Origin of the sequence: Agrobacterium sp. DSM 25558 (assembly GCF_900100825.1) — a bacterium.
In the GTDB taxonomy this organism is placed as follows: domain Bacteria; phylum Pseudomonadota; class Alphaproteobacteria; order Rhizobiales; family Rhizobiaceae; genus Agrobacterium.
Window position 1 is genome coordinate 1 of record NZ_FMUD01000051.1, and the last position, 15547, is coordinate 15547.

Below are 15547 nucleotides of genomic sequence, written 5' to 3' on the forward strand. Positions count from 1 at the left end.
ATCGAGGCTGTGGACATCGCTTACATACGCGCGGCGCGGGCGCTTTTGGACTGGAGCATAGAAGACTTGTCGGCGAAGGCAGCCGTTTCCGTCTCGACAATCCGGCGCCTGGAGCTTGGTGCCGGTAAAAGGACGAGGCTTCTTCATATGGAGGCAATCCGCAAAGCCTTGGAACAAGGTGGTATACGGTTCGGACATGGCCTGAATGCTGAAATAACCATTAGCCTGGCCAAAGGGATGTCGTAGAGATCAGAGTGTACTTCGTCATGAAAACTGTGCTTGCGACGATTAACTGATCACTTTTTACTTGCGAAGGTCTTGGTTTACCCCCTCGCATGATACGGCGGACATTTGCGCCGAAATCCCAACCGGTATCACCCCACCGCTTGTCGATCCAGTTCAGCATCACGCTGAACTGCAACCCGACCGAGATGCGTATCGAGGCTCTCCGACCCGTAACGCTGGCGAACGTGGCAACCATTTCCTCGGGCGAGAGAATGTCGCCATTGAGATGAATTGCTGCGCCTGATGTAAAGCTCAACGGCTCGAAAGTCTGTCTGAATAGGAATACATGAACTACCTCCTGATGGTCCAAGTTTTTGTCAGCATCCCAAGGGGTGAATGTTCGGTGCTAATTGACACAATGCCCCTGTCATCGCCCCTAAAGCACTGCAACTCATCCCGCTATTGCGCGCACCGTTCGCTGTCTTTAGCGCTTTGTCTTCCGTTTCGAACGACAAGACACCATAACAAGTCCGAATGTTTCGTCTGGCAATCTCCAATATGTCAGGTCTAAACGTTCTTGATTGGAAACATGTCTTCTCCGTAATGATGAAGCCTGGTGTGATGCCGACGGCACAACCACCTTACCTTTAGAGGCTCGTCGTATTGGTCGTGATGTGCATCAACAGCATCGCTCCCGCAGACCTCGCAAGTCTGTTTTTCCAACTCGCCTGTCTTTACAGCGCGTTGCACAGCAAGGTGAGCATCGTATTTTGCGGGATTGGCTCGACGCCAATTTGCTTGACGGGTGTCGGTCTTGAGCATGGCCGCATCCTGCCTTGTATAAATCCATCATTTGGTCTGACGATGAATAACATGCCTTCGTGTCTTTATGAACGTGGAAACAAACTTGAGAGTTACGTTTCTTAAGGTATTCGGACGAGTCGGCTGATCGGCGAGGTGTCGGCGACGCTGACATCCGCTCCCATCCACGAGATGGCCGCTCCAACACCCTACCCATGTGAGTGGATCGACAGCTATATCCGCAGGTTTGCTGAGCGGTATGAAGTTTCAATCAAGACATCCTGCCGCAATGGTCTGGGTGGCGACATCGACCTCGATACTTTTACAGACGACCCGGATCGTGCCGTGCTTCTCCGCCTCTCGTCAGGTACGGGAGCCGCTGATGCAACTGAGAAACATGAGTCGACTGCGATCAGAGCGCCGATCGAAGACCGCGCTGTCTATTCTTGTCGTGACTACCCAAAAATGATCCAGAAATGGCCTTCCGGAGTTTAAAGACACATGCTATTTATGGACATACTTTAGAGACGAGTGGAGACGCCAACGATCGTCAATTTTCCACCTGTCCATAAACCGAGCGTTTTAGAGACGAAAGAAACGAAGATCATGCCTGACGTTCTCGGTTACGCGCGCGTCTCCACCAAAGATCAGGATCTCGAAGTTCAGCGCCGCCGTCTGCGTGACGAGGCCGGCGCGATCCAGGTGTTCGAAGACGTGATTTCCGGCAAGAACTTCGAGCGACCCGGTTTGGCCGAACTCCTCAAGTTTTCTCGCAAGGGCGATATTATTTGCGTCGTCCGTCTTGACCGCCTCGGCCGTTCGCTGAAAGAACTGCTTGAAACGGTTGATGATCTCAAAGCACGTGGGCTGGCGTTCCGCTCTCTGGAAGAGCGGCTCGATACGTCGTCAGCCGCTGGCGAACTGGTGTTCCATGTCTTTGGTGCCATCGCCCATTTCGAGCGCCGGCTGATCGTTGAGCGAACCCGCGACGGTATTGCGGCGGCTAGAGCACGCGGCAAAAGGCTTGGTCGGCCAACGCTTGATGGAGACAAACTGGCCTCTGCCCTGAAGCTCATTGACGCCGGCGTTCGGCCAGCCCAGGCCGCCAAGCAACTCGGGCTTGGCCGATCTACACTTTATCGGGAGTTGGCCGGTTCCAGGTCCTCTGCTCCCGATACGCCAGCCTCCATACGAACCGGAGTGACCGTTGATACCGATTGATCCTTGCTCCGCTGTTCCTGAGGATTGGGAGCAGCAGGTTTCGACCATTGTTAAAGAAAGCCCTATACTGGCAGGATTGCTCGCCCGATGGCAGGACATTGACTTGCCGGACTGCTGGTTATCGGGAAGTGCGCTTGCCCAGACCCTGTGGAATCAGACTTTTGGGTTCGCTCCTGATCGGGGCGTTACCAAGATCGACCTTGTGTATTTCGATCCCGCCAACACGGGTGGAGGGCGGGAGGTTCGGCAGGCCAAACGTGTCCGATCGCTTTTTCCCGAAATTCCCATATGGATCGATGCGAAAAATCAGGCTCGCGTCCACTTCTGGTACAAGGAGAAGTTCGGCTACACGATCCCACCCCATCGCTCGTCAAGAGCAGCGATCAGCACGTTTCCGACAACCGCAAGTTCGATCGGGATCCGGCCAGAAGCTGGAAGGCTGACTATATTCGCTCCATTCGGGGTGGCCGATCTTCTAAGCTGTACTGTGCGACCAAACAAAACTCAGATTACCCGGGAAATCTACGATTCCGAGATCGCCCGCTGGCGAAAAGTCTGGCCTGGTCTTCACATCATCGATTGGAACGAAAGCTGAGAGACCGTACATCATCGACTTTAGTGCCCCGCCGATTGTTTGCCCTATCGGAAAACCCTCGTTTTCCGATACCAGTTGACGATGCAATCAAAAATCATATTATGATCTCAATGTAATCTTTTGGGCCGGAGAGCTATCATGGCGAGCGTCACTGTCAGAAACCTGCCCGACGAGGTTCATCGTGCGCTCCGTGTGCGCGCGGCATCCCATGGCCGTAGTACCGAGGCTGAAATCCGCGACATCCTAGAGGCTGTTGTAAAGCCAGAAAAACGCATCCGTATGGGCGATGCACTTGCTGCGATCGGACGAGAAGTTGGCCTTACTGACGAAGACATGGCATATTTCGAACTGGACAAGACACCAGCCGAGCCGATGAGCTTCGAATGATTGTCCTCGATACGAACGTCATTTCGGAAGCGATGAAGCAAACGCCTCATCCAGACGTCACAGCCTGGCTGAACCAGCAACCCGCCGAGACACTGTTTCTTACGAGCATCACGATGGCGGAACTGCTTTTCGGGGTCGCTTCCATGCCTGAAGGCCGCCGCAAAAATGGCTTGGCAGAGACCTTGGAGACACTGCTTCTCAAGCTTTATCATGAACGAGTGCTCCCATTCGACAATGATGCCGCGCGGCACTACGCGCGGCTCGCGACTGGAGCACGAACGGCAGGGAGAGGTTTTCCAACGCCGGACGGTTACATCGCCGCGATCGCGAGCGCCAAGGGGTTCATGGTCGCCACCCGTGACACCGGCCCGTTCGAGACTGTTGGATTGAACGTCATCAATCCATGGGTGGCACTGATATAGGATGACCAAAGCGATGAGTGCTGAAACAAAGGAACTCAGGGGAAATCATGTCTAAGTATCGCATCGTTTCGGCACGCCCAAAGAATGCCAATGGTCATCTCAATTCGCAATTCAAGATGTACATGATGGATGAAAAGATAGGTAGCTGGACGTTAAACGGCTGGAAGTCGATCGCTGATGTGAACAATTTACTGCAAGATGGTCATGAAGTTCTGACGGGAAAAGTTACCAATGGGAAAATGAGCAGCGGTGCGGCGGTAGAGCTTGAGTTGCGCATTGCCAAGAATGACACCAAGTACAAAATCAGCGATATGCCTGAGGACTAATCTCCAGGATTGGAATTTGTCTGGACTGTGGAACTGCACCGCAATCAAAGTTAGCCGAAACCCTGCCTGCTCTCATCTGCCGGGCTCTGATAGCTCCTTCGCCAAATGTTGCATGAACGAGCGCGTATTATCGAAAATATGCATCGCTCGTTCGGTATCATACCGTTCCAATTGATGCATAGCGTGATTACGCCAGGCGTTCTTTATGAAGCGCAGATGGACACCGGCCTCAGCCGCCCATTGCTCCTGCTCGCGTCCATCGACCTTGCGTCGCACTTCCCTGAGTTTGCTTTCGATCGCATTGAGCACCGTGTTCCAGTTCTCGCCTGCTGGAACGTCGAACCGTTTGGCTAATGCTTCAAGTCCAGCTTCAAGCACGCGCATCAAATGCATGACTGTTGCCGTCCACCGGCTCAACGCCAAGCATCTGCCGGCCTCGACGATATCATGGCTCACAGCCGGGAATGCTTCTTCTACCTCATCCCCGAACGGCGGCTTACCGGAAAAATAGCGGGCGCTGGAAGGAGGAAAGGCAAAGAGTAGGCGTTCTTCCATCTCATCCTGAAATGCCGAGATCAGTATCGAGATTTCACTAACTACGAGGCTCAGCCTGTCAGGTGAGAGACCGAGATGGAACGGTGCCACAATATCCACATTTTGTACTAATCGACCGGAGCTCGCACGTGCCGCTGGCATATTTAGGGTATCTGCAATGACACCAAGCCGGCGCGAGCACTCGCGGATTCCGGAAAACAATTGGATATCTATTGCCCCCGCGCGTTTACTTTCAATGGCTTCGGTCCGCATGAGCACCAGATGCTTGTGTGCTCCAGATAGGTATGTCAGCGAGGCCAATAGGTGATGGACGTCAATCCGGATCATGTTCTAATGCCTTGTGAAACGGTACGATGGCGTGCCATCCAGAAGGCGAGGATTAGCGTTCCCGCCAGTTTAGTCGCCTCGAAGAATCGATCGACTGCCTCGAAGTACGTCTCCTCCGATCGAGACGGATCATGACCGCTGATCTGGAAATAGGCGATGCGTGTTTCATCATCTGTCCGGGTAATCGAAATGTCGAAATGCCTGCCAGATAGATGGATGAAATCAGAGGTGCGCTCGTACACCGAACTGATCCAGGGATGCTCTTCCGCCAGCTTCTTCCGGATGTGGACGTCCGAAAGCTCGTTCCCATCCCGGTCCTTGAGTCGATTGAACTGCTCGCCATCCAACACAGCTTTGCAGACCACATCCGGGTCATTGACGAACGATAGTGCGTTGACCTGCATTGCGGTGTCGAGCTGCAAACGCAGGGTAGCGGCTGCGCAGGGGAAACTGCGCGCCTTAATCGAATCTCGGAAGTCGAACGCTTGGGCCAGCGTCCGGCGTAAGGCACGAATGATGAAAAAGTCAGCGTGTGACAGACCGGCTCTCGCACCAAAGATGGTCGCACCAAAGATGGCGGTACCATTCCGGATTAATTCATTCTCAAACTGTTCAATCCGATCCAGTCGATCGGTGAGATTAAGATCAGTCATTGACGCTCCTGTCGCCCTTATCGTCCTATAGGATGACGAATACATTATTCTATCCCATCTCAGCGTGCGCCAATATTCGAAGCTATTCAGCCTGTATGACGAGCCCACCCCTATTGGCATGCTTTGCCGGGGCACTCGCTATTCGGTCTTCCACCGAGTGGTTTGATGTCACGCCGCGCACGCTGGCGCATCCTGAGATACACGACTTCGCAGTACTCTGGGGCGAGGACCATGACGAGCGCGTAATTAGGGCGGTCGAGCCTCCCGACCAAAGCGCGATAGCAATCTATCCGTTGCAAACCATCGACAATCCGTTCACCATGAGGTTGTCACCTATGTCTTAGGTACGAGATGTTACCTATGTCTCCGGGTCGGACAACGGCTTACTCTACGCAGTTGAACGGATTCGAACCCACGACCCAGAAGTTTCGCTGTTGAGCGTAGTGCGCCCGTCATAGTCGGAAACGAAATGCTGCTGACGCCAAAGCCCATTTGCTGAAGCACGAACCGGCCGCCTAAGCCGATGGCAAAAAGTGCCATAGCCAAGATGAAGAGAACGCCAAGCAGCGGCTTCCAGATTCTGAAGGGAGCCGCCGACAGCGAGACGAACGGCCATAGCCGATCACGGGCAGCGGCGCGCAACATGTTCTTAAAAGCGGTCCATGCCAAGCGTCGCTCGTCTAATGACGCGACTTCCCGCGCCGTTGCTGTTCCTGCCGTGTTGGCCGGCTGTGATGAATGCTCGTCCTCGTCTTCCAACACCATGCGGATGGCGCGTTCGCGGACTTCAGGTGAAAACTTGTTCGCTGTCTTGCTCATAATGGCTCCACTCTCTCAGAAGTTGGAGCCTCCGGCAAATCCGGTGCGGTTCATTTGCGGATTATTCAAAAGATGTGAGAGACATGGCGTTGTTAATTGGGGCGAAAAATCTGACCCCTGGCAAGGAATACGTTAGCAAAATCGTTGCCGATGCAATTTGGCAAGAGCGCCAGCGTTGGATCGAAGACATTTTGGCACAAGACATTTCAAAAGATCTGCATTTGCCGGACAAGACGCTACGCGTCGGATCAAACGTATCGGTTCGGGCAAGATGCATAGCCGTCTGCGCAAATGCCTTAAACTCATTGAGCAGGCGTCGGACGTTCCATTTCGATGACGTCCGCGCATGCCCACAGATTAACGGCACTGAGCAGTGCGTCATTGAAAACTGAACCGAATTTCCCGTATTCTTGCCGCCGTCGATATCTATTTTTACAATGCAAGACATCACATGCGTAATGTATCTCCGGAATTCTACCAGTGCAGGTGATATCACCCGCCCTTTTGTATCAAAGTTCAAGATTATTATGCCTAAAACCCATTTTCTTTCGTTGATAGTGATGTTTGCGTGAAATGTTAAATTTATAATTAAATAGTCTTTAATAATATTATATACATATTCGCATATTATTTTTGGTTTTCGCCATTAATATCCTTGGAGGATTGCTTGTGAGTATTCTTGATCGTGGTGCAAATGCTGTCGCGGTTCTTGCCGCTCTTTCCAAATCTCAGGCGATGATCGAGTTTGATCTCTCCGGAAAAATCCTCAACGCGAACGATAACTTCTGTCAGGCACTCGGATACGAGCTTTCTGAAATAGTTGGTAGACACCACTCCCTGTTCGTCGATCCGAGCTTTGCCCAGTCTACCGACTACAAAGTATTCTGGAGGAAACTTGCCGCAGGAAAGTTTGATCAGCAACAGTACAAACGGATCGGGAAAGGCGGAAAGGAAGTCTGGATCGAAGCATCCTATAACCCGGTAATGCGAAGGGGAAAGCCTGTGAAAGTCGTCAAGATCGCCACCGACATCACCAATCAGAAATTGAAGGCAGCGGAAGACGCAGGTAAGATCGACGCACTGTCTCGCGCTCAGGGTATTATCGAATTCACGCCAGCCGGCGAGGTCCTGACCGCTAACGAGAATTTTCTGTCCGCTCTTGGTTATTCGCTTTCGGATATTCAGGGCAAGCATCATTCGATGTTTTGTGATCCTACCTATACGGCATCAACCGCCTATCGCGATTTCTGGAAAAGCCTTGCTGACGGAGAGCTTTCGGCAGATGAATTTATGCGTATTGGCAAAGGCGGACGCAAGGTCTTTATCCAAGCTTCGTACAACCCTGTCTTTGGCCTGAATGGTAAGGTCTTCAAGGTGGTGAAATTCGCCACGGATGTCACTGACCGTGTTGCAAACGTCGAAAGGCTCGCAGGCTGCCTCAGTCACCTGGCCGATGGTGACCTGTCTCAGAATATCGAGAAAGCATTTATCCCCTCGCTCGACCGACTGCGCACAGATTTCAACGCTGCTTCGGGAAAATTGAAAGAGGCGATGTCTAGGGTTGCCGAGAACGCGCGCGCAATCGCTGCGGGTTCAAGCGAAATTCAAACCGCAGCAGACCAATTGGCAAAACGGACCGAGCAACAGGCAGCCTCTGTCGAGGAGACAGCGGCTGCCCTTGAAGAGATCACAACAACAGTCAAGGATTCCAGTAGACGTGCTGAAGAGGCTGGTCATCTCGTGGGGCGTACGCGAGAACATGCCGAGCATTCCGGTCAGGTCGTCAATAATGCCATTGGTGCAATGGATCAGATCGAAACGTCTTCTCGCGAGATATCTAACATCATTGGGGTGATTGATGAGATCGCGTTCCAGACGAATCTTTTGGCTCTGAACGCCGGTGTCGAAGCGGCACGTGCTGGCGAAGCTGGCAAAGGTTTTGCAGTTGTGGCTCAGGAAGTGCGCGAACTCGCGCAGCGTTCTGCAAAAGCGGCCAAAGAAATAAAGACATTGATCACAGCATCAAGAACATATGTCCAAAATGGCGTCTCGCTCGTCACCAAAGCAGGCACTGCCCTGCAGGAGATAGCAACGCAAGTCCACGACATTGATACCAACGTGATCGCCATCGTAGAAGCGTCCCGTGAACAATCAACAGCGCTCGGTGAGATTAACCACGCCGTCAATACAGTTGATCAAGGAACACAGCAAAACGCAGCAATGGTGGAGGAGCAGACCGCAGCAAGCCACAGTCTGGCTCGTGAAGCCGATGCCCTGTTCAAACTTCTCGAACAATTCAAGTTCGACAACGGTGTCAACGTTTTATCAAACCGGGAGCCGTCGCGACGTCCGGTGACAGCGGCTGCAGTACAGCCCACCAGAAAAGCAGCGCCACTTCTGCCAGCGGGTGGTTCTGCTGCACTTGCTGTCAGCGCCTCTGAATGGGAAGACTTTTGATAGAAGCCTTTCGCCTCTGTGGACCCGAGCGACAATGATGAAACGTTCAGCGGCATAAGCAATGCCGCAGGACTGTTACTGCGGCCAAGGTCATTCACGATATTCGCGGATAGGGCCCGCCAGGCGATTCCCTATGCGCCACCTGATGATATTGGCGCGACACCCATCGCAAAACTAGCTATCAGCCATCTTCCTCCCTATGGCCGCTTTTGATCGGGTTTGTCCGGTGGAACAGGCCCGGCCTGTAGGGAAACGATGCATCGATGCTGGCGACAACGGAAGCTGGACGGGTCGAAGCAGGTGCTGTCGGCCCGTTCGTTCATCAGCTCCATGCATGCAGGGGCGGTTTCTCGCCATTTAGGAAATATTTGCCCAGGATGGCGTATTTCCAGCGAACCGGGTCGTGCAACGTGTGTGTTCGGGCGTTGCGCCAATGACGGTCTAGGCCGTGTTCGGCGAGGGTCGAGCGCGTACCGGCCAGTTCGAACAGTTTGTTGGTGGCAAGAATGGCGATTTCCGTTGAGAGTATCTTAGCCTCTGCCGTGACGATCTGCGCTTCGGCGACCGTTTCCGCATTCGGATCGGCTACTGCCCGGTCGATGGCGTACCCGGCCTTTTCTAGCAAGGCTTGCGCCGCGTGCAGGCGCAAAGTGAGGTCGCCGACCGCCTGGATCGTGTAGGGGTCGTCCCAGGCATTGTCGACGCCGGAATCCACCCAGGCGCGGCTTTTCGTCCGCACGAAATTCACGGTTTCATCGATCGCGGCCTGCGCAATGCCGGTATCGACGGCAACCTGGATGATCTGGAAGATCGCACCATCGGCCGTCGGAACTTCATAACCCTTATAACCGGGCACGAGATGCGTCTTTGGGACTTTGACGTTGTTGAGCAATACGGTTCCAGAAAGCGTCGTGCGCTGCCCGAACGACGACCAGTCGTCGACAACAGTCAGTCCCTCGGCGCCGCGATCGGCGATCGCGTACCAGGCCCTGCCCTCGTCATCCAGGGCAACGATCGGCACCAGATGCGCGAGCAATGCACCCGACGAATAGAACTTCTTTCCGTTGACGACGACATGATCCCCGGCATCGACGAATTTCGTTTCGAAGTCCACAGCCCGCTTGGAGCCGAACTCCGAGAAGGCATTGCCGAAGCGCGTGCCTTTCAGCACTTCGGAGAACAGCAGCTTTTGCTGTTCCTCATCCGAAACGGTGCGAATAGCAGCAACCACGCCGAGATGGTTCTGCGCAACCTGCCCGATCGAGCTATCGGCAGCCGAGATGATCTCGATGACTTTGGCAAGGGTCGCATAGGAGACTTCCGGGCCGCCGAATGCCTTAGGCACATTGATCGACCACAGTCCGCTCTGCGAAAAGGCGTCGAGTTCTTCGACCGGCCAGATCCGATCGCGGTCTCTTATTGCCGAACCCTTGATAAACTCGGCCGCAAGCGTCTTGGCAACGGCGATCGCCTCGGCATCGGTCTTGATGACATGGGCGGGCTCGGCGGGACGAGGCACCGGCGGCACTGCCTTTGCGGCATTCTCTGTATTGACGTTGGATAGGGTCATAGACTTCTCCTCTTGGATTGGGGTTAGCTGGCGAGCGCCGGAATGTTTGGGGCGGCGGCCGTCTTGCCGAGATAAAAGGACTTGATGTCGTCACGTTCGCGCAGATCGCCAGCTTTGCCGGAAAGCACGGCAACGCCGTTTTCCAGGATCGTGGCGCGATCGGCATAGTTCAGCGCGACGGCGGAGTTCTGCTCTGCAACCAGAATGGACAGCCCTTCCTCCCGGTTGAGCCGGCGCAATGTGCGGAAAATGTCCTGGACGACGATCGGTGCCAGCCCCATGGATGGCTCATCGAGTACGAGGAGACGTGGGCGCGACATGAGCGCCCTGGCAATCGCAGTCATTTGCTGCTCGCCGCCGGATGTCAGGCCGGACAGGGCCCGCCGCTTTTCCTTCAACCTGGGGAAGTGTGTGTAGACCTTCTCCAGATCGTCGGTGATCTCGGCACGGCTACTGCTGCGGCCAAGCCCTCCGGACACGAGGTTTTCCTCGACCGTTAGAGTGCGGAAACAATGGCGGCCTTCAAGAACCTGAACAAGCCCTGCGCGCACCAGATTGGCGGGGCTTGTCCGGGTGGTGTCGAGCTCGTCGAAGCGGATGCTGCCGGAGACGATCTGCCCGCGTTCGGCAGGCAGGAGATTGGAGACCGCTTTCAGCGCCGTCGTCTTGCCCGCACCATTGGCCCCCAGCAAGGCCAATATCTCGCCGCGCGCCAGGCTGAAGCTGACACCATCAAGTGCTGTGATGGCGTGGTTGTAGGTCGCCTTCACAGCGGCCACCGTCAGCAAAATGTGCTCTTGAGCCATGATCATCTTCCTGTCTGCGTGCAAAAGGCCGCATGAAGAGGGGGGCGCGCGGCCCGGAGGGATCAGTTGGTCGCTGTCGCGGCATCTTCCGCCGTGCGCAGCTTGATGCCCTTTTCGGCGGCATAGGCCTCGGACGACTTTTCGATGATCGGCCGCAGCAAGGCCCAGTCGGGCGCGATCCAGTCGGAGACGACGTTCCATTTGGCGCCGTCCCACTTCTGGAAGGTCACATAGCCATTGCCTTCGTGGTTGTCCCAGGTGACGTTGATCGAGTGGAACAGACCCTTGGCGCCAAGCGCTTCGACGCGGGCCGGATCAAGCTGCAGGTGCTCGAAGCCCCAACGGACTTCATCGCCCGTCAGCGTGCGCTTGCCGAATTTTTCCTGCGCGATACGGATCGCCTCGACATTGAGTATGCCGTTGACGATGCCGAGATTGTGGTAGACGGAACCGATGCGTTTCTTGTCTTCCAGATTGCCCTTGCCGGCGTCATAGAGCGTCTTGACGATTTCCTGAACCACCGGATATTCGGCACCCGATGCCTGCGTGGTGATCGCGGTATAACCCTTGGCGGCTTCTCCGGCAGGAATGGCGTCCTCTTCCGAGTTCGACCAGACATTGCCGATGATGTGATCGACCGGGAAGCCGGTCTTGGCTGCCGTCTTCAAGGCGACAGGATTCATGACACCCCAGCCGCGCAAGACAACGTAGTCCGGCTTGGCGCGGCGGATTGTAAGCCATTGCGACTGCTGCTCGTTGCCCGGATGCGGAACTTCGATCTGCTGCAGTTCGAAACCGTATTTCTTCGCCAGCAGTTCGTAGATCGGAATGGTTTCCTTGCCATAGGGCGAGCCATGATAAAGCACGACGATCTTCTTGCCCTTGAGGCTTTCAAGCCCGCCCTCCTTGGAGGCGATATAGTTCACGATACCGGAGGTCTCGCTGTAGGGGTTCAGCAGCAGCGGGAAAACATACGGGAAGACGCGGCCATCGGTTGAATCCGTGCGGCCATGGTTGATGGTGATCAGCGGAACCTTGTCCTGCGTGATCCGGTCGATCATGGCATAGGCGATGCCGACAGAGAGCGGGTTCCAGGCAGCGACGTTCGGATTGCTCTTCAACCGCTCATAGGCCTCGACGCCACGCTCGACTTCATATTGGGTTTCGGCCTCCGACCAGGTCAGCTTGACACCATTGACGCCGCCGTCGCGGGTGTTGATCAGGTTCAGATAGTCGATGAAGCCTCCGAAGAAACCCGTGCCGCCGGCGGCATAGGGACCGACGCGGTAGCTCTGGAGCGGGAAGTATTGCTCGTCGGCGTGGGCAGCTGGCAGGGCTACGGTGAAGGCAAGACCTGCGGCAAGCGCCACGATCTTGAATTTGCTGAGGATCGTCATTTGGACACACTCCGGGTATCGACCGGGCAGGGCACCGGTTCTGGGTTGATCGATAAAGGATGACTGCGGGATGAAGAGCGACGAGGCTCTGGTGGGCTCAGGTCCGCCTGACAGCGGAACCGATGCGTCTTCGGACCCGGTCCCATAAGGCGACAAGGCCATCCGGTTCGAGGATCAGAAACAGGATGATCAGCACGCCGAGCACGATGCGCTGGCTCATCTCGAGCACACCGGAATCGAAGACATCACCGAGCAGGAAGGACCCGAGCCGCGAGAGCAGCAACGGAAACACGACGATCAGGGCGGCACCAAAGAACGCGCCGCGGATCGAGGCGAGCCCGCCGATAATGACGATGAACAAAATCTGGAAGGAACGATCGAGATTGAAACCGGCCGGTTCCACCGTGCGCAGGTAAGCGAAGGCCCATAGAACGCCAGCGATGCCGATGATGAAGGAAGAAACGGCGAACGCTAGCAGTTTGGTCTTGAGCACTGGCACCCCGATGATCCGGGCAGCCGTCTCGTTGTCGCGCACGGCGATGAAGTTGCGTCCCGTCGGGGAATTGACCAGCCGATAGGCGAGCACAGTCAGCACCACGACGACGCTCAACGCAAAATAGTAACGTCCGACGGGGCTTTCGAAGACGAAGCCGCCGACCGAGAGCGCCGGAGCGTCGATGACGCCGGAGGCGGAGTCATTGGAGAACCAGCTGAATTTGGTCAGCGCCCATTGCACGAAAAACTGCGCCGCAAGGGTCGATACCGCGAGATAGAAACCCTTGAGGCGGAGGCTTGGGAGGCCAAACACCAGGCCGATGGCGGCGGCCGCAAATCCCGCTAGCACGATGCTGGCAATCAGCGGCAATCCATCGACCCTGAGATTGACATTATAGGCGGCAAAGGCCCCGACCGCCATGAAGGCGGCGCTTCCCAGCGACACCTGACCTGCATAGCCGGTGAGGATGTTCAGCCCAACGCCGGCGAGGCTGAGTGCCAGGAAAGGCAGAAGGATAGCCTCGAACAGATAGCTGGAGCCAAGAAGCGGCACACCGGCATAGGCGACTGCCAGCAAGGCCAGCGGTACGGCCCACCGTGCGGAGAAATGCTCATGCGGCAGATCGGACGCGATCACGGACATGTCTCAAACCCTTTCCACGAGCTTCTGACCGAACAGCCCGGCGGGGCGCACCAGCAGGAAGGTGAGCGCGATCACATAGGCAAACCAGCCTTCTATTCCGCCACCGAAATATTCGCCGATATAGACCTCGGCGAGCTTCTCGGATGCCCCGATCACCAATCCGCCGACAATCGCGCCGAGGATCGAATCGAACCCGCCGAGAACGAGAACCGGCAGCGCCTTGAGGACGATCAGCGACAGGGAAAACTGCACGCCGACCCGCGCACCCCAAAGGAGACCTGCGACCAGAGCCACAAGGCCGGCGGCGGCCCAGACCGCAGCCCAGATCCACGACAACCTGAGTCCAACGGCAAGTGCGGCGAACTGATCGTCCGCCACGGCCCTGAAGCCGAGACCGATGCGGGTGTAACGGAAGAAGACAGAAAGCAGGACCACCATGCCAGCGGCAACGACAGCTGCAAAAATATCGAACTGGCTGATATAGATGCCGCCGACATCGAAAGGCACATCCTCGATGCCTAGATCCAGCCCGTGCACCTGCGTTCCCCAGATCAGCTGCGCCGCCCCTTCGATGATGTAGGAGAGACCGAGAGTCGCCATGAACAGCGTAATCGGTGGTTTGTTGGTCAGCGGTCGCAGCACGGTGCGCTCGATGGCCACGCCGATGACCACCATGATCGCGAAGGTGATGGCAAAGGCGAGCGGGAAGGACATGCCCCGCTCTGTAAGGCTGACGAAGGTCAGCGCGGCAAACAGCAGCATGGCACCTTGGGCGAAATTGAGCACGCCGGAGGTTTTGTAGATCAGCACGAAACCGATGGCGACCAGCGAATACATGACGCCGGAGAGAAGACCGCCGACGAGAACTTCGGTGAAGAACAACCAGTCAAAATCGGCCATCAGATACCCTCCCCGTCCTCGTTCTCGGGCGCCACACCCAGATAGGCGTCGATCACCCGCTGGTCGGCCTGCACCTCGTCGGGCGTGCCATCGGCAATCTTGCGGCCGTAATCGAGCACGACGACCCGGTCGGACAGTCCCATGACGACGCCGATATCATGCTCGATCAGGACAATCGTCGTTCCAAGCTTGTCCCGCGCGGCACGCACGAAACCGGCCATTTCGTTCTTCTCCGTCGCCGTCATCCCGGCCATCGGCTCGTCCAGAAGCAGGATATCCGGCTCGGCAACCAGCGCACGCGCAAGCTCGACCCGCTTCTGCAGACCATAGGGCAGCGTGCCGGCCAGCCTGTCGCCGACATGTGAGAGATGCAGGAAGTCGAGCACGTCCTTGGCGCGGCGGCGCGCGTCCAACTGTTCGGTCCCTGCCCGGCCGATGCCTACGATCTGCTCGATGAAGCTGGAACGGGTCTTGTAGGCGCGGCCCGACAGGACGTTATCGAGGACACTCAGCCCCTTGAACAGCGCCAGGTTCTGGAAGGTGCGCGCAACGCCATGGCGGGCGAGTGCCTGTGTGGGGACCTGGGCATAGTCGCGCCCGGCCAGTCGGATGCGGCCGCGATCCGGCCTGTAGACACCGCTGATCACATTGAGGATCGAGCTCTTGCCCGCGCCATTCGGTCCGATGATCGCGAGGATCTCGCTGCGTCCGACCGACAGATCGATATCCGTCAAGGCGACCACGCCGCCGAAGGACAGGCTGACATCGGACAGTTGGAGGACGTTCCTGTCCGTTCCAGCGACGCCCTGAGATATCCCGACCGCGGGGAGCGATTGCCCTTCGAGCCCGGCCAGATGTTCCTGAACATCGGTCGGAAACGGCGCTGATCCCAAGCCTCCGTAGGCAAATGTCATTGCGTGCATGCGCCTGTTCTCCGTCGCGCCACTA

The 15547-nt window shown here is 56.2% G+C and carries 18 protein-coding genes; 8 read left to right on the forward strand and 10 right to left on the reverse strand.

The annotated features are described in order from the left end of the window. A partial coding sequence (locus DSM25558_RS25870; RefSeq protein ID WP_143240229.1) for a helix-turn-helix domain-containing protein occupies positions 1 to 246 on the forward strand: 246 nt, incomplete at its 5' end. A 546-nt stretch (positions 247 to 792) separates the two neighbouring features. Here DSM25558_RS25870 and DSM25558_RS25875 read toward each other — a convergent pair. Next, positions 793 to 1047, reverse strand: a complete 255-nt coding sequence (locus DSM25558_RS25875; protein ID WP_077107506.1) for a hypothetical protein — start codon at positions 1045 to 1047, stop codon at positions 793 to 795. A gap of 585 nt (positions 1048 to 1632) precedes the next feature. Here DSM25558_RS25875 and DSM25558_RS25885 point away from each other — a divergent pair. The 5 genes from DSM25558_RS25885 (at position 1633) to DSM25558_RS25905 (ending at position 3977) form a co-directional block, all read left to right on the forward strand. Beyond that, entirely contained in the window at positions 1633 to 2247 is a 615-nt protein-coding gene (locus tag DSM25558_RS25885) for a recombinase family protein (RefSeq protein ID WP_077107537.1), read from the forward strand. Then, complete coding sequence (locus DSM25558_RS25890) at positions 2234 to 2842, forward strand: nucleotidyltransferase family protein (RefSeq protein ID WP_244554319.1); 609 nt, start codon at positions 2234 to 2236, stop codon at positions 2840 to 2842. The genes DSM25558_RS25885 and DSM25558_RS25890 overlap by 14 nt, the downstream gene beginning before the upstream one ends. A gap of 138 nt (positions 2843 to 2980) precedes the next feature. Further along, the gene (locus DSM25558_RS25895; RefSeq protein ID WP_077107508.1) at positions 2981 to 3229 is read left to right on the forward strand and encodes a FitA-like ribbon-helix-helix domain-containing protein; all 249 of its coding nucleotides are present in this window, start codon (positions 2981 to 2983) and stop codon (positions 3227 to 3229) included. Beyond that, positions 3226 to 3651 (forward strand): type II toxin-antitoxin system VapC family toxin, encoded by a 426-nt coding sequence (locus DSM25558_RS25900; RefSeq protein WP_077107509.1) that lies wholly within the window; start codon positions 3226 to 3228, stop codon positions 3649 to 3651. The genes DSM25558_RS25895 and DSM25558_RS25900 overlap by 4 nt, the downstream gene beginning before the upstream one ends. 47 nt (positions 3652 to 3698) lie before the next feature. Next, positions 3699 to 3977 (forward strand): hypothetical protein, encoded by a 279-nt coding sequence (locus DSM25558_RS25905; RefSeq protein ID WP_077107510.1) that lies wholly within the window; start codon positions 3699 to 3701, stop codon positions 3975 to 3977. Between the two features lie 72 nt (positions 3978 to 4049). Here the strand turns inward: DSM25558_RS25905 and DSM25558_RS25910 are convergent, their stop codons facing one another. From DSM25558_RS25910 to DSM25558_RS29535, 3 genes are all read right to left on the reverse strand, one after another. Continuing rightward, entirely contained in the window at positions 4050 to 4859 is an 810-nt protein-coding gene (locus tag DSM25558_RS25910) for a hypothetical protein (RefSeq protein ID WP_077107511.1), read from the reverse strand. Continuing rightward, on the reverse strand, positions 4856 to 5512 hold the full coding sequence (locus DSM25558_RS25915; RefSeq protein ID WP_077107512.1) for a hypothetical protein: 657 nt from the start codon (positions 5510 to 5512) through the stop codon (positions 4856 to 4858). The genes DSM25558_RS25910 and DSM25558_RS25915 overlap by 4 nt, the downstream gene beginning before the upstream one ends. A 354-nt stretch (positions 5513 to 5866) precedes the next feature. Further along, positions 5867 to 6331 (reverse strand): hypothetical protein, encoded by a 465-nt coding sequence (locus DSM25558_RS29535; protein WP_077107515.1) that lies wholly within the window; start codon positions 6329 to 6331, stop codon positions 5867 to 5869. An 83-nt stretch (positions 6332 to 6414) separates the two neighbouring features. Between DSM25558_RS29535 and DSM25558_RS25935 the strand changes: the two genes are divergently transcribed. Further along, a complete protein-coding gene (locus tag DSM25558_RS25935) occupies positions 6415 to 6723 on the forward strand; it encodes a hypothetical protein (RefSeq protein WP_077107516.1) in 309 nt (102 codons plus the stop codon). A gap of 277 nt (positions 6724 to 7000) precedes the next feature. Then, positions 7001 to 8788 (forward strand): methyl-accepting chemotaxis protein, encoded by a 1788-nt coding sequence (locus DSM25558_RS25940; RefSeq protein WP_077107518.1) that lies wholly within the window; start codon positions 7001 to 7003, stop codon positions 8786 to 8788. 322 nt (positions 8789 to 9110) lie between these two features. On the opposite strand, the gene DSM25558_RS25945 is transcribed toward DSM25558_RS25940, so the two are convergent. The 6 genes from DSM25558_RS25945 to DSM25558_RS25970 all read right to left on the reverse strand — a co-directional run bounded on the left by DSM25558_RS25945 (position 9111) and on the right by DSM25558_RS25970 (position 15522). Next, complete coding sequence (locus DSM25558_RS25945) at positions 9111 to 10358, reverse strand: SfnB family sulfur acquisition oxidoreductase (protein ID WP_077107519.1); 1248 nt, start codon at positions 10356 to 10358, stop codon at positions 9111 to 9113. A 23-nt stretch (positions 10359 to 10381) separates the two neighbouring features. Continuing rightward, positions 10382 to 11164 (reverse strand): ABC transporter ATP-binding protein, encoded by a 783-nt coding sequence (locus tag DSM25558_RS25950; protein ID WP_077107521.1) that lies wholly within the window; start codon positions 11162 to 11164, stop codon positions 10382 to 10384. A gap of 62 nt (positions 11165 to 11226) precedes the next feature. Further along, positions 11227 to 12561: an ABC transporter substrate-binding protein gene (locus DSM25558_RS25955; protein ID WP_077107522.1), complete on the reverse strand. Its 1335-nt coding sequence runs from the start codon at positions 12559 to 12561 to the stop codon at positions 11227 to 11229. Positions 12562 to 12658: 97 nt separating this feature from the next. Next, complete coding sequence (locus DSM25558_RS25960) at positions 12659 to 13699, reverse strand: branched-chain amino acid ABC transporter permease (protein ID WP_077107523.1); 1041 nt, start codon at positions 13697 to 13699, stop codon at positions 12659 to 12661. 3 nt (positions 13700 to 13702) lie between these two features. Further along, complete coding sequence (locus DSM25558_RS25965; protein ID WP_077107524.1) at positions 13703 to 14599, reverse strand: branched-chain amino acid ABC transporter permease; 897 nt, start codon at positions 14597 to 14599, stop codon at positions 13703 to 13705. Next, the gene (locus DSM25558_RS25970) at positions 14599 to 15522 is read right to left on the reverse strand and encodes an ABC transporter ATP-binding protein (protein WP_077107525.1); all 924 of its coding nucleotides are present in this window, start codon (positions 15520 to 15522) and stop codon (positions 14599 to 14601) included. Before DSM25558_RS25970 ends, DSM25558_RS25965 begins: the two co-directional genes overlap by 1 nt. Between the last annotated feature and the right edge of the window lie 25 nt (positions 15523 to 15547).